16 protein-coding genes are annotated in these 14,661 nt (G+C 47.3%); all 16 read left to right on the top strand.

Translation table 11 applies throughout. The features are described 5' to 3' along the window. Positions 1-9: 9 nt before the first annotated feature. The 16 genes from QM657_RS12375 to rpsP all read left to right on the top strand — a co-directional run bounded on the left by QM657_RS12375 (position 10) and on the right by rpsP (position 14,583). A complete protein-coding gene (locus QM657_RS12375; protein WP_415066981.1) occupies positions 10-729 on the top strand; it encodes a zinc metallopeptidase in 720 nt (239 codons plus the stop codon). After that, on the top strand, positions 722-2,107 hold the full coding sequence (rsmB, locus tag QM657_RS12370; protein WP_415066980.1) for a 16S rRNA (cytosine(967)-C(5))-methyltransferase RsmB: 1,386 nt from the start codon (positions 722-724) through the stop codon (positions 2,105-2,107). Before QM657_RS12375 ends, rsmB begins: the two co-directional genes overlap by 8 nt. Further along, complete coding sequence (gene rlmN / locus QM657_RS12365) at positions 2,108-3,145, top strand: 23S rRNA (adenine(2503)-C(2))-methyltransferase RlmN (RefSeq protein ID WP_415066979.1); 1,038 nt, start codon at positions 2,108-2,110, stop codon at positions 3,143-3,145. 23 nt (positions 3,146-3,168) lie between these two features. Further along, a complete protein-coding gene (locus QM657_RS12360; RefSeq protein WP_415066977.1) occupies positions 3,169-3,912 on the top strand; it encodes a Stp1/IreP family PP2C-type Ser/Thr phosphatase in 744 nt (247 codons plus the stop codon). Then, positions 3,909-6,059: a Stk1 family PASTA domain-containing Ser/Thr kinase gene (pknB, locus tag QM657_RS12355; RefSeq protein WP_415066976.1), complete on the top strand. Its 2,151-nt coding sequence runs from the start codon at positions 3,909-3,911 to the stop codon at positions 6,057-6,059. Before QM657_RS12360 ends, pknB begins: the two co-directional genes overlap by 4 nt. 41 nt (positions 6,060-6,100) lie before the next feature. Further along, positions 6,101-6,979 (top strand): ribosome small subunit-dependent GTPase A, encoded by an 879-nt coding sequence (gene rsgA, locus QM657_RS12350; protein WP_415066975.1) that lies wholly within the window; start codon positions 6,101-6,103, stop codon positions 6,977-6,979. Next, positions 6,979-7,641, top strand: coding sequence for a ribulose-phosphate 3-epimerase (rpe, locus tag QM657_RS12345; RefSeq protein WP_415067084.1), 663 nt, complete (start codon positions 6,979-6,981; stop codon positions 7,639-7,641). The genes rsgA and rpe overlap by 1 nt, the downstream gene beginning before the upstream one ends. Next, entirely contained in the window at positions 7,638-8,288 is a 651-nt protein-coding gene (locus tag QM657_RS12340; RefSeq protein WP_415066974.1) for a thiamine diphosphokinase, read from the top strand. Before rpe ends, QM657_RS12340 begins: the two co-directional genes overlap by 4 nt. A gap of 94 nt (positions 8,289-8,382) precedes the next feature. Continuing rightward, on the top strand, positions 8,383-8,970 hold the full coding sequence (locus QM657_RS12335) for an ECF transporter S component (RefSeq protein ID WP_415066973.1): 588 nt from the start codon (positions 8,383-8,385) through the stop codon (positions 8,968-8,970). Positions 8,971-9,034: 64 nt separating this feature from the next. Beyond that, positions 9,035-9,871 carry a pyridoxamine kinase gene (locus QM657_RS12330; RefSeq protein ID WP_415066972.1) on the top strand — a complete coding sequence of 279 codons (837 nt, stop codon included), beginning with the start codon at positions 9,035-9,037 and terminating at the stop codon, positions 9,869-9,871. 129 nt (positions 9,872-10,000) lie between these two features. Next, positions 10,001-11,290, top strand: coding sequence for a serine--tRNA ligase (gene serS / locus QM657_RS12325; protein WP_415066971.1), 1,290 nt, complete (start codon positions 10,001-10,003; stop codon positions 11,288-11,290). 150 nt (positions 11,291-11,440) lie between these two features. Beyond that, entirely contained in the window at positions 11,441-11,806 is a 366-nt protein-coding gene (locus QM657_RS12320; protein ID WP_415066970.1) for a VOC family protein, read from the top strand. Between the two features lie 11 nt (positions 11,807-11,817). Next, complete coding sequence (locus QM657_RS12315) at positions 11,818-12,477, top strand: alpha/beta fold hydrolase (protein ID WP_415066969.1); 660 nt, start codon at positions 11,818-11,820, stop codon at positions 12,475-12,477. Positions 12,478-12,543: 66 nt separating this feature from the next. After that, positions 12,544-12,894: a YlxM family DNA-binding protein gene (ylxM, locus tag QM657_RS12310; RefSeq protein WP_415066968.1), complete on the top strand. Its 351-nt coding sequence runs from the start codon at positions 12,544-12,546 to the stop codon at positions 12,892-12,894. Between the two features lie 11 nt (positions 12,895-12,905). Then, entirely contained in the window at positions 12,906-14,258 is a 1,353-nt protein-coding gene (gene ffh, locus QM657_RS12305; protein WP_415066966.1) for a signal recognition particle protein, read from the top strand. 82 nt (positions 14,259-14,340) lie between these two features. Beyond that, complete coding sequence (rpsP, locus tag QM657_RS12300) at positions 14,341-14,583, top strand: 30S ribosomal protein S16 (RefSeq protein WP_333652995.1); 243 nt, start codon at positions 14,341-14,343, stop codon at positions 14,581-14,583. Positions 14,584-14,661 lie beyond the last annotated feature (78 nt).

The raw sequence follows: 14,661 nt of genomic DNA, 5'->3' as shown, positions 1-14,661 counted from the left end.
GTGTTTATTATGCCTTACGGTATGATGGGAATGGGATACTATATGGACCCTACCTGGATATTGGTCATCATTGGAGCTGTTTTGTCCATGATCGCCTCTGCCAGGGTCAGCAGTACATTTAATAAATATTCAAAAGTACGCAGCATGTCCGGGATGACAGGAGCGGAGGCGGCAAGGCGTCTGCTCAATTCCCAGGGCATTTACGATGTACAGGTGAGGTCAGTGGGAGGCCGTCTGACGGATCATTACGATCCCAGAACCAAAACGGTCAATTTATCAGACTCAGTATATGGCTCCACCTCCGTGGCGGCAGTGGGTGTGGCAGCCCATGAGTGCGGCCATGTGATGCAGGACCAGAACGGTTATATTCCGTTAAAACTTCGGGCGGCCATTGTTCCCGCAGCCAACATCGGCTCTCAGATGGCATTTCCCATTATTATTCTGGGAGTTATTATAGGCGGACTTGGCTCACCGCTGGTAAATGTGGGACTGATTCTCTTTTCTCTGGCTGTTCTTTTTCAGCTTGTGACCCTTCCGGTAGAATTCAATGCTTCCAGGCGGGCAGTTGCTCTGCTGGGCCAGACCGGGATATTAGGCGATCAGGAACTGGGGTATACGAGAAAGGTGCTGGGGGCAGCGGCTCTCACCTATGTGGCTGCTTTGGCGGCAACGGTGCTCCAGCTTTTAAGGCTTATGATCCTGTTTGGAGGTAGGCGAAACGATGAGTAAGGATACAGACAGCAGGGAGATCGCACTGGATATCCTGATGGAGATTCTGGAGCGGGGCAATTACAGCCATCTGGTCCTTCGCCAGGCCCTTAATAAATATCAATACCTGGATAAGACGGAACGGTCATTTATTTCCCGTATCTCAGACGGAACGGTGGAATATCTGCTCCAGATCGATTATGTGATCAATTCCTTTTCCAGCGTGAAAGTAAATAAGATGAAACCGCTCATCCGCACGATTCTGCGGATGTCGGTTTATCAGCTTTTATATATGGACCGGGTTCCTGACTCCGCCGTGTGCAATGAGGCGGTAAAGCTGGCTGTAAAACGGAAGTTTTCCGGCCTAAAAGGCTTTGTCAACGGAGTTTTGCGCAATATTTCCAGAAACAAAGAAAGTATAAGCTGGCCTGATGATTCCATCCGCTACTCCATGCCCTCCTGGATCGTATCCATGTGGCAGGAGGTCTACGGGAAGGAAACAGCAGGCATCATGATGGAATCCTTTTTAAAGAGCAGCGTGACCACTGTCCGCTGTAATAAGGTGAATTTGCCCGAAGGGCAAAGAGAGGACCCCCTGGGGGGGGTTGCCAGGGCAGGCAAGGAAGAAATTATTCAAAGCCTGGAAAATCAGGGTGTAAAGGTGTCCCAATCCGGAATTTCGGACGGGATTTTGTATCTGGAGCAGTATGATTACCTGGAGAGTCTGGAAGCATTCCAGAAGGGATATATCCAGGTGCAGGATTTAAGCTCCAGCTTTGTTGGGGAAATCGCAGACCCCCAAAAAGGAGATTTCTGCATTGACGTCTGCGGTGCGCCGGGAGGAAAGAGCCTTCATATAGCTGATAAGCTTCAGGGCACCGGCATGGTGGAGGTCCGGGATTTAAGCGACTGGAAGATCGCCATGGTACAGGAAAATATGGAACGGTCCGGATTTCAAAATATACGGGCAAAGGTGCAGGATGCCCTTGTACTGGATCACGATTCTGTGGAAAAAGCGGATATTGTAATCGCAGACCTGCCCTGTTCCGGGCTCGGAATTATCGGGCGCAAGCCGGATATCAAATACCGGATGACGATGGATCAACTGAAATCCCTGGCTGCTCTTCAGCGGGAAATTCTCTCAGTCGTCCAGTCCTATGTAAAGCCGGGAGGAAAGCTGATTTTCAGCACCTGTACCATAGACAAAATGGAAAATGAAGACAATGTGAAATGGTTTTTGGAGCAGTTTCCCTTTGACGGCATAAGCCTGGAAGGAAAGCTGGGAAAGGAACTGGATTCCCCCACCATGAAACATGGATATATACAGCTTTTGCCGGGAATTCATCCCTGTGACGGATTCTTTATTGCGGCATTTCAAAAAAAGGCAGGCTTTTATTAAATGGAAAAAACAGATATAAAATCTCTGGACTTGGAAAACCTGACGTCCTACATGGTGTCCATAGGCGAAAAGCCCTTTCGGGCAAAGCAGCTTTATGAATGGATGCACCAGAAACTGGCGGCTGATTTTGAGGAAATGACCAATCTTTCCAGAGCTTTGAAAGAAAAGCTGCAGCAATCGGCAGCGTATACATCCTTAACCGTTGTGGAGGAAAAGATTTCCGCCATTGACGGGACGAGAAAATACTTATTCGGCCTTTCCGATGGAAATGTGATTGAAAGCGTGCTGATGAGATATAAGCACGGAAATTCAGTCTGCATTTCCTCCCAGGTAGGCTGCCGCATGGGGTGCCGGTTCTGCGCCTCTACTTTGGATGGACTTGAGAGAAACTTACTGCCATCCGAGATGCTGGATCAGATTTACCGGATTCAGAAGATGACGGGAGAGCGTGTCTCCAATGTGGTGGTCATGGGATCGGGAGAACCTCTTGATAATTACGACAACTTAGTCCGGTTCATCCGCCTTCTTACGGATGAAAACGGACTTAACATCAGCCAGCGTAACATCACCGTATCCACTTGCGGCATTGTTCCGGGAATTTTAAAGCTGGCAGAAGAAAATCTCCAGATCACTCTTGCATTATCTCTCCATGCGCCAAACGATCAGGTGAGAAAATCCCTGATGCCTGTGGCAAACCGCTACCCCTTAGAAGAGGTGCTGTCTGCCTGCAGGACTTATTTTGAAAAGACGGGGCGCCGCCTCACATTTGAATACAGTCTCGTGAGGGGAGTCAATGACAATCTGGAGGAAGCTTCTGCCTTATCAGCCCTTTTAAAGCATCACCACGGACACGTAAATCTGATCCCTGTAAACCCCATTAAGGAGCGGGATTACGTCCAGTCAGAGGGCCAGGCAATAAAAGCTTTTAAAAATCTTCTTGAAAAAAACGGAATTAATGTTACTATAAGAAGAGAAATGGGCCGGGATATTAATGGGGCCTGTGGACAGCTCAGAAAAAGTTTTTTGAATGCTGAATAAAAAAAGAAAGTGAAGATGAAACGATGAAGGCTTGCGCTATGACGGATACCGGAAGAGTCCGGACGGCCAATCAGGACTATGTCTATGCCACAACTAAGTCTGTGGGCGCCCTGCCCAATCTTTTTTTAGTCGCAGACGGCATGGGCGGCCATCAGGCCGGTGATTACGCTTCCAGATATATTGTTGAAAATCTGGTGGAACACATAAAGAAGACCACAAAACCGGGAACGATTTCCCTTCTGAAAGAGGGCATACAAAAGATCAATACCATGCTGTATCAGGAGTCTTTAAAAAAGGCGGAACTGACCGGAATGGGCACGACCCTGGTAGCGGCCGTGGTGGAAGGAACCACCATGTATGTGGCTAATGTGGGAGACAGCCGCCTGTATGTGGTTGGAAAACGGTTAAAACAGGTCACAAAAGACCACTCTCTCGTAGAGGAAATGGTGTCCCTGGGCCAGTTGGAGCGGGGAAGCAGAAACTATCTGGAAAAAAAGAACATTATAACAAGAGCGGTTGGTACGGAAGATAAGCTGGAGATTGATTTTTTTGAAGTCAGCCTGGAGCCTGGGGATTATGTACTCATGTGTTCCGACGGACTCAGCAATATGCTTGAGGCTGCTGAAATGGAAGAAATTATCTGCTCAGAACTGGAGCTGCCGGAAAAGGCAGAAAAACTGATTACAGTGGCCAATGACAATGGGGGGAAAGACAACATCGCAGTTGTTCTGGTTGATCCTCAAATTGGCAGGGAGGTAAGCTTATGATCTTGAGACCAGGAGCATTTTTACAGGATAGATATGAAATACTGGAGCAGATCGGTTCCGGCGGCATGTCAGATGTATATAAGGCCCTGTGCCATAAATTAGACCGTCCTGTTGCCATAAAGGTGTTAAAAGAGGAATTCAGCTCTGACAGCGGATTTGTCAGCAAATTTAAAATGGAGGCCCAGGCGGCTGCCCGTCTTTCCCATCCCAATATTGTAAACGTCTATGACGTTGTGGATGATGGGGACCTTCACTATATTGTCATGGAGCTGATCGAAGGGATTACCTTAAAAAATTATATTTCCAAGAAGGGCTGTCTGGACAGCAAGGAAGCCATCGGCATCGGCATATCCGTTGCACAGGGGCTTGCGGCAGCTCATGAGCAGGGAATTATTCACCGGGATATCAAGCCCCAGAATATCATCATTGCCAGGGATGGAAAGGTGAAGGTGGCGGATTTTGGAATCGCCAGAGCTGTTTCGTCCCAGACCATGAATGCGACGGCTGTCGGTTCTGTTCATTACATATCACCTGAACAGGCAAGAGGCGGCTACAGCGATGTCAGAAGTGATATTTATTCCCTGGGCATCACCATGTATGAAATGGTGGCAGGCAGGGTTCCTTTCCAGGGAGACAACACGGTGACGGTTGCCCTGGCTCATTTGGAAGACCCTATTACGCCGCCCAGCTTTTATAATGAGAGCATTCCCGTGGCTCTTGAGAACATCATTTTAAAGAGCACGGAAAAAAAGCCGGAATACCGTTACAAAAGCATGCAGGAGATGATCACGGATTTGCGGAAGGCTCTGGTAAACCCGGACGGGGACTTTGTTCAGGCTCCTCCCCAGGTGAGCGACTCCCAGACTGTCATCATCGGAAAGCCTGAGTTGGAACAGATCCGGTCAGGCAGAAGGACCCAGCCGGAACAGCCTTTGAATGTGAATCCAATACGCAGGCAGGAGCAGTCCGCAGAAAGGGCAAACCGCCCTCAGCCTGGAGGAAAAAAGGTCAGAAGACAGGAGCAGGAAGATGAGGATATCAGCCCCAGAATTGAAAAGCTCTTAACCGCCGCAGGGGTTGTGGTGGCTGTCATCATTGTGGCAGTGCTGATTTTTGTGTTTTCCAGAGTGGGAGGATTATTCCGTTCAGGCTCTTCGCCGGAGACAGAAACCTCAAGTGAAGTTTCTTCAGAAGAAACCTTGAGCGACAAACAGGTGAGAATGCCTGACGTTCTGGGCCTGGCCGTTGAAATTGCAGAGCAGAAGTTAAAGGACAATGGCGGTCTTTATATGAAGATCGGCGATTACGCCTTTTCTGAAACAGTGGATGAAGGGGATGTCATTTCCCAGAAGCCGGAAAAAGATGAAATAGTCGATAAGTATTCGGCTGTTTATGTGGTGATCAGCAAGGGACCTGAGCAGGTTGCCCTTGATCTGACCCAGCTTGGCCTGGAAAATATGGAAGGGGAAGCTGCAAAGAAGTTCCTGGAAGAAAAGGGGCTGACAGTGACCTTAGAGCAGAAGGAAAGCGACACAGTGGCAGTGGGATATGTGGTCAGCTACAGCCCAACCCAGGCAAAGGAAGGGGAAGCGGTGACTCTGGTCACAAGCACCGGCCCGGCCCTGGTCAATCCGGTTACTGTTCCTAAAATTATCGGGCATACGGAGGAAGTGGCGGCTGAGATGCTGGCTGACGTAGGCCTTTTGACAGGAGCTGTGACGGAAGAAACCTCTGAAACGGTAGAGCGGGGCAATGTAATCAGGCAGTCCGTGGAGGAAGGAAAGCAGGTGGAAGCAGGCACCGCAGTCAGCTATGTCGTGAGCAGCGGTACGGCCCAGCAGGCAAAGTACAAATATCTGGCTTCCATTGACAAATCCTATTCCTTACAGAGCATCATAGGCCCCGGTTCCGGCAGCACACAACTGACTTTAAAAGTGCAGCTGAGACAGAACGTAAACGGAAGAGATGAGGTCAGAGAGCTGATGGGACCTGTTACCATGACAGGGGACCAGATGCTGCCCGTATCCTTTAAAAACATAGAAGGCGCTTACGGAGTTACAAGCGGTACAGTGGAAATCGTAAATGTGGAAACCAATGAAGTGATCAATTCTTATCCAGTCACCTTCATTCCGGTTCCCCAAAGCTGATAAAACTCGGATATGATACTAATTATCACAGGGAATAATATATGACAGGAAAAATTTTGAAAGGAATCGCAGGATTTTATTACGTCCACGGCACGGACGGAAATCTTTATGAGTGCAGGGCAAAGGGCATTTTCCGCAATAAAAAGGTGAAGCCTTTAGTGGGAGATGACGTGGAATTTTCCATTCTCGATGAGGTGGAAAAAAAGGGAAATGTGGACCAGATACTCCCCCGGAAAAATGCCCTGGTCCGCCCGGCCGTGGCAAATGTGGATCAGGCTCTCGTCCTGTTTTCCATTACCCAGCCGGAGCCTAATTTAAATCTTTTGGACCGTTTTCTGGTCATGATGGAGGTTCAGGAGGTTCCTGTAAAAATCTGTTTCAACAAAATTGATTTAATTGGAAACGAGGAAAAGGAGGCCCTTCGTGATATTTACGAAAGGGCCGGATATCCTCTGTATTTTATCAGCGCCTGCGAAAACCGGGGAATTGAGGACATAAAGAGCCTGGTACAGGGAAAGACTACCGTTTTAGCCGGTCCTTCCGGTGTGGGAAAGTCTTCCCTTACAAACCTGCTCTGCCCTCAGGCTGAGATGGAAACCGGAAGCATCAGTGAGAAAATCCAGAGGGGAAAGCATACCACAAGGCATTCCGAGCTGTTTGACATGGGAAACGCCACCTATATGATGGACACGCCGGGTTTCAGCTCCATGTATATGGAGGATTTGGACTGTCTCAGCCTTAAGGACTGTTTTCCGGAATTTGAACCTTATGAAGAGGGGTGTAAATTTCTGGGCTGCGTCCATATCGGGGAAACCTCCTGCGGCGTGAAGACCGCAGTGGAAGAAGGAGAGATCAGCCCCAGCCGTTACGAGAATTACAGGCTTTTATACCAGGAATTAAAAGAGAAAAGGAGATATTGATTATGCTTAAACTTGCCCCTTCCATATTGGCGGCGGATTTTAAAAATCTGGGAAAACAGGTGATGGAGACAGCAGAGGCGGGAGCCCACTATGTTCATCTGGATGTGATGGATGGGATGTTTGTTCCCAGCATTTCCTTTGGAATGCCTGTCATCAGCAGCCTGCGAAGCTGCACGGACCTGGTGTTTGATGTTCATATGATGGTGGAGAAGCCGGAACGGTATATCGGAGATTTCAGGAAAGCAGGGGCAGATTTGATCTGTGTTCATGCGGAAGCCTGTCCTCATTTGGACCGCACAATCAACCAGATTAAGGAAACAGGGGCAAAGGCCGGAGTGGCTTTAAACCCGGCAACTCCCATATCTGTTTTGGAGCATATTCTCAGCGAGGTGGACATGGTCTTAATCATGTCTGTTAATCCAGGCTTTGGAGGACAGAAGTACATCCCTTATGCAACTGAAAAGGTGAGGGCTTTGAGAAAAATGTGCACGGAACGGGGCCTTGAGACGGACATTCAGATGGATGGAGGCGTGACCTGCAACAATGTGAGAGAGCTGATTGAGGCAGGCGCCAATATATTTGTAGCCGGTTCTGCTATTTTCAATGGAGATGTAACTGCCAATACAAAGGCATTTTTGGAGATATTTAAGGAGTATGAATGACAGGCTTGATCGTAACCGGAGGCACCATAGATTATGAGTTTGCCCGTGGTTTTTTAGAGACAAGAACATTTGATAAGGTGATCGCTGTGGATGGAGGGCTTGGAGCCCTCCATAAACTTCATCTAAAGCCGGATGTCATTGCCGGGGATTTTGACACCATTGATCCAAAGATTTTAGAGGAATATAAGAACAGTCCGGACGAGGTCATCTGGGAAGTCCATAAGCCGGAAAAGGATGCCACGGATACGGAGCTTGCCATCAGCGCTGCCATGAGTTTAGGCTGCACTAAACTGGTGCTTTTAGGGGCAACAGGAGGAAGGCTGGATCATTTTCTGGGCAATCTTCACCTGCTTTATGACTGTTTGAAAAAAGGTGTTCAGGCGGCCATTGCAGATGAAAAAAACTGGATTACCATACTGGACAAGGGCCGTACCTTTGCCCGCAGTGAGGCCATGGGAAAGTATATCTCCTTTCTGCCTTTAAGCGGGGAAGTAAAAGGGATTACCCTGACCGGTTTTAAGTATCCGCTTTATAAAAAGGACATTGACTTAGGGACCAGCCTCTGCATCAGCAATGAACTGACAGGGGAAGAGGGCGCCATAGACTTTGATTCCGGAATCCTGATCTGCGTGGAATCCCATGATTAAACTGGTATGGATTGATATATCAAAACTGGATATTTATATCAATCCACCTGCGTGCTAAGATAGGAAACACAAAAGCACAAGGGAGGAATTACCAATGAACCACAGCAATCAGAAAATTTACAGGCTGGCACTGACGGGATTGTTTGCAGCCATGTCCTATGTCGTGTTCACCTTTTTGCAGTTTAAAATTTCTCTTCCGGGAGGAGACGCTACCTCTATCCATTTGGGAAATGCAGTCTGCGTTTTAGGCGCTCTGCTCTTAGGCGGACTTTACGGAGGCCTGGGAGGAGCTATCGGCATGACCATAGGTGACCTTTTTGATCCTGTCTACGTGCTCTATGCTCCCAAAACCTTTATTTTAAAGCTGGGTATCGGTCTCATAACAGGGTTCCTGGCACATAAAATAGGACGGATTAGCGAATCCCGTGACCAGAAGCACATCATGAAATGGGCCGTTATCGGAGCGGTGGGAGGATTGCTGTTTAATGTGATTTTCGATCCTCTGGTCGGCTATTACTATAAGCTTCTGATTCTGGGAAAACCGGCTGCAGAGCTGGCACTTGCATGGAACGTGGCTTCCACCTCCATCAATGCGGTGACTTCCGCCATTGTTTCCGTTGTGATATACATGCCCCTTCGAAGAGCTATGACCAGGGCGGGATTATTTTTAACCAACCTTTGACACTTGACAGAATATGCCTCCAGCCGCGGCCTTCATAAGCTGCGGGAATTGAAAAAGAAAAATTATGACATCAGAAAAACATCAGAAAAAAATTGCAGTTATCAATGATTTGTCCGGATACGGCCGCTGTTCTTTGACCGTGGCTATCCCCATTATATCAGCCTTAAAGGTCCAGTGCTGTCCTGTCCCCACTTCCATCTTATCCAGCCACACCGGATTTCCCACTTATTTTTTCGATGATTATACTGAAAAAATGCCTCTTTACATCGAACAGTGGAAAAAACTGAATATAGAGTTTGACGGGATATACAGCGGATTTTTGGGCTCAGAGGAACAGATTACCATTGTTATCGATATGATAAAAGAATTTAAGGGGCCGTCCACAAAGGTGATCATCGATCCCATTATGGGAGATCACGGAAAGCCTTACCAGACCTACACTCCCAGAATGTGCAGCCGTATGAAGGAACTGGTATGCTTTGGAGACATTGTGACACCAAATCTGACAGAGGCCTGCATTCTGACCGGGAGAGAGTACCAGCCTGCTTTTAAGAGGTCTGAGCTTTTAGAAATGGCAGAAGAGATAAGAGCCATGGGCCCTAAAGAAGTGGTGATCACAGGCGTGAGAGAAGGAAACTATGTGGTCAATGTGACGGCAGAGGAAGATGGAACCGTCCGTTTTCTTAGGACTCTTCGTGTGGGATGTGAACGCCCCGGCACAGGAGACGTGTTTTCTTCCATCATAGCAGCCCAGACCGTAAAGGGAATTCCTTTAAAGGAGGCGGCAAAGAAAGCGGCAGGCTTTGTCAAAAGCTGTATTGTAAAATCAGACGAATTAAATGTTCCTGTCAAAAACGGAGTGTGTTTTGAGGAACTTCTTTCCCTGCTCATTGGCCGGTAATACCGGACAATGAGGGGGAATTTTCGCAAAAGGGCTTTTCTTTGCCCTTTTTTTGTAGTATAATCAACGGCAGATTATGCTGCGGCCTATTTACGCAGAGAATATTGAGGAGAAACCAGGAGGAATACCATGCTAGATTTAAAGTTTGTAAGAGAAAATCCTGAAATCGTAAAGGACAATATGAAGAAAAAGTTTCAGGACGGGAAGCTGCCGCTGGTGGATGAAGTCATCAAGCTGGATGAAGAAAACCGGGGTGTAAAGCAGGAGGGTGATAACCTGCGGGCTGAACGCAACAAACTTTCCAAACAGATAGGCGCTTTGATGGGACAGGGAAAGAAAGAAGAAGCAGAGGATATGAAGAAAAAGGTAACCGACGCTTCTGATCATCTGGCTGCACTGGAGGAAAAAGAACGGGACTTAGAGGAGAGAATCAAAAAGATCATGATGACCATTCCCAATATCATTGATCCCAGCGTGCCCGTCGGAAAAGATGACAGTGAAAACGTAGAGGTACAGCGCTACGGAGAACCGGTGATTCCTGACTTTGAAATCCCTTACCACACGGAAATCATGGAAAGCTTTGACGGAATTGACCTTGACAGCGCAAGAAAAGTGGCTGGAAACGGTTTTTACTATCTCATGGGAGACATTGCAAGACTTCATTCTTCTGTCCTTTCTTATGCAAGGGACTTCATGATTGACCGGGGATTCACTTACTGCATTCCTCCGTTCATGATCCGCAGCGAAGTTGTTACCGGAGTTATGAGCTTTGCTGAAATGGAAGCCATGATGTATAAGATAGAAGGAGAGGATTTATATTTAATCGGAACCAGTGAGCACTCCATGATCGGAAAGTTCATTGATACCATCCTTCCTGAAACCGCCCTTCCAAAGACATTGACCAGCTATTCTCCCTGCTTCCGTAAGGAAAAAGGCGCTCATGGACTGGAAGAGAGAGGCGTATACCGCATTCACCAGTTTGAAAAGCAGGAGATGGTGGTTGTCTGCAAGCCGGAAGAGAGCATGGACTGGTATGAAAAATTATGGCAGAATACCGTGGACTTATTCTGCTCCCTGGACATCCCTGTCAGAACCCTGGAATGCTGTTCCGGAGACTTAGCTGACTTAAAAGTGAAGTCTGTGGACGTGGAAGCGTGGTCACCGAGACAGAAAAAGTATTTTGAAGTGGGAAGCTGCTCCAACTTGGGAGATGCCCAGGCCAGAAGACTGAAAATCCGTGTAAACAGCGAGGATGGCAGAAAGTACTTTGCCCACACCTTAAATAATACAGTGGCAGCACCGCCAAGAATGCTGATCGCATTCCTGGAAAATAATTTACAGGCAGACGGAACCGTGAAGATTCCGGAAGCATTGCAGCCATATATGGGCGGAAAAAAGGCTCTTATACCGACGAAATAATTCCTTAAACTGCAGGTCCGGTTTTTTTATAAAACCGGACCTGCTCCAATTATGGGGCAATGGCGGAAAACTGTTGACAAACAGCCTGATGCCTATGTTATGATGGAGGTATAACATTCTGTTCTGCTAAATGAAAAGGAGGATATCATCATGATTAAATTCAATCATTTTAATTTTAACGTACTCGATCTGGAAAAAAGCCTGAAATTTTATAAGGATGCTTTGAATCTCACGCCTGTAAGGGAAAAGGCTGCATCAGACGGTTCTTTTAAGCTGGTCTTTTTAGGCGACGGAATAACTGAATTCACCCTGGAACTGACCTATTTGACAGACCGGAAAGAGCCTTATAATCTGGGCGAATGTGAATTTCATCTGGCATTTCATACCGATGAATACGATGCATGGCATGAGAAACATAAAGAAATGGGTGTAATCTGCTTTGAAAATCCGGGAATGGGCATTTATTTCATCAGCGATCCTGACGGCTACTGGATTGAAATCATTCCGGAAAGATAAGGGGAAACCAGGTGTATATTGAAGTAAATGGCATCCGCATGTTTTACAGAGTCTCCGGAAATGGTCCTGCCATTGTCCTGGTTCACGGAAATGGGGAGGACCACCGGATTTTTCATGAAACAGCAGAGCTGCTGGAGCGGGATTACACAGTCTATGCCCTGGACTCCAGAGGCCATGGAAAAAGTTCCGGAGGAGATGCTTTTGGATATGAAGCCATGGCAGAGGATGTGGCGGCATTTATCAGAGCCTGTAAGCTAAAGAGCCCCCTTTACTGCGGATTCAGTGACGGAGGAATCATCGGGATGCTGGCTGCAATCAAATATCCCGATATCTTTTCAAAAATGGTGATCTGCGGCGCCAACACGGAACCCAGAGGATTAAAGGGTTTCTGGCTCATGTTCTTCACTCTGATGGAAAAGCTCCGTCCCGATCCCAGGACCCGTATGATGCTCGTTGAGCCCCATATCACCGGGGCCCAGCTTGGGCGCATCTCCATCCCGGTTCTGGTGGTTGCAGGGGAAAAGGATTTGATTCGGGAAGATCAGACCAGATATCTGGCATCAAAGATAAAAAACAGCTATCTTAAGATTCTTCCGGGAGAAGGACACGGAACGTATATTGTCCACAGCAGGAAGCTTTATCACGTCATGAAAAAGTTTCTCAAAAAATAATTTTGGTGTAAAGAAAAAATACTTGACACCATAGGAAAAGTATTGTATGATATCTCAGGTGATGATATGGAAAAGATTGCAAGACAAGGGTTGTTGTATGATTTTTACGGAGCTTTGCTGACAGAACATCAGAGGAATGTTTATGAAGACGTGGTTCTTTATGATCTTTCTTTGAGCGAAATCGCAGCGGAGCGGGGAATCAGCCGCCAGGGAGTCCACGACTTGATTAAGCGGTGCAACAAAATCCTGGAGGACTATGAAGAAAAGCTTCATCTGGTGGAAAAATTTGAACAGACCAGGAAGCTGGCCAGAGAGATCCGGAGTTTGACAAAGGAATTTGCTCTTACGGAAAACAGGGATCTGATCCGTCGCATCGAAGAGATATCGGGCGAAATCATCGAGCTGGAGGCTCATTAGGAGGGCGTTAAATGGCTTTTGAGAGCTTATCTGATAAATTACAGAATGTATTTAAGAACTTAAGAGGTAAGGGACGCTTGTCCGAAGCTGATGTAAAAGCAGCTCTTAAAGAAGTTAAGATGGCTTTATTGGAAGCCGACGTAAGCTTTAAGGTTGTAAAGCAGTTTATCAGTGCCGTACAGGAACGGGCTATCGGACAGGATGTGCAAAACAGCCTGACTCCGGGACAGATGGTAATTAAGATTGTAAACGAAGAGCTGGTCAAGCTGATGGGGTCTGAGACCACGGAAATTCAGTTAAAGCCTGCCGGAGAGATGACGGTCATTTTAATGGCTGGTCTCCAGGGTGCGGGTAAGACCACAACGACTGCCAAGATAGCCGGAAAATTAAAGGCAAAGGGCAGAAATCCTCTCCTCGTTGCATGTGATATTTACCGTCCGGCAGCCATCAAACAGCTTCAGATCAACGGCGAAAAGCAGGGTGTTCCCGTATTCACCATGGGAGATAACCACAAGCCTGCGGATATCGCAAAGGCCGCCATCGCAAGCGCCCGTAAGAATGACCAGAATGTGGTGATTCTGGATACAGCGGGCCGTCTTCATATAGATGAGGACATGATGAACGAGCTGATTGAGATCAAAGAGGCTGTAGAAGTTCACCAGACTGTTTTGGTGGTAGACGCGATGACAGGACAGGATGCCGTAAACGTGGCTGGAACGTTCAATGATAAAATCGGAATTGACGGCGTTATCATTACGAAGCTGGATGGCGACACCAGAGGCGGAGCAGCGCTTTCCATCCGTGCAGTGACCGGAAAACCGGTTCTCTACGTGGGTATGGGAGAAAAGCTTTCTGATCTGGAACAGTTCTATCCGGACCGCATGGCTTCCAGAATCCTGGGGATGGGAGATATTCTTTCCCTCATTGAGAAGGCGGAAATCCAGGTAGACGAGCAGAAGGCAAAAGAGCTGTCACAAAAGCTGCGGAAAGCAGAGTTTGATTACAACGATTTCCTGGAGCAGATGAACCAGGTGAAAAAAATGGGCGGTATGGCGAGTATTATGGGTATGCTGCCGGGTATGGGACAGATGAAGGACATGGATTTTGATGAAAAAGCCATGGACCGGGTGGAGGCTATCATTCTTTCCATGACAAAGAAAGAGCGGATGAATCCAGACCTGATGAAAAATGTTTCCAGAAAACAGCGGGTTGCAAAGGGCGCTGGAGTCGATATCAGCGAAGTAAACCGCATTGTCAAGCAGTTTGACCAGATGAAGAAGATGATGAAGCAGCTCCCAGGCATGATGGGCGGCGGAAAACGCGGCGGAGGCGGACTCTTCGGCAAACTGAAACTGCCCTTTTAATTTATGATGTTAGCAAAGCAGGTTCCTGCGTTCGCTATAGATTTGTTTTTAAAATCCAGTATTTAAGGAGGTGAATTTCACAATGGCAGTAAAGATGAGATTAAAAAGAATGGGTCAGAAGAAGGCTCCTTTCTATAGAATTGTAGTTGCAGATTCCAGATCTCCAAGAGACGGCAGATTCATCGAAGAAGTTGGTTACTATGATCCAACCACAGAACCAAGCACAATCAAGTTTGATGAAGAAAATGCTAAGAAATGGTTAGCAACAGGTGCACAGCCAACAGAAGTTGTAAGCAAGCTTTTAAAGATCGCCGGTATCCAGTAGTGAGAGGTGAAGCGTATGAAAGAATTAGTAGAAGTGATTGCAAGAGCACTGGTTGATAATCCGGATCAGGTTGTTGTG

The sequence above is a fragment of the Lacrimispora sp. genome, from assembly GCF_047605665.1.
Classification (GTDB): Bacteria; Bacillota; Clostridia; order Lachnospirales; family Lachnospiraceae; genus Lacrimispora.
Note: the sequence above shows the minus strand (reverse complement) of the source record. Positions and strands in the feature narration are given on the sequence as shown.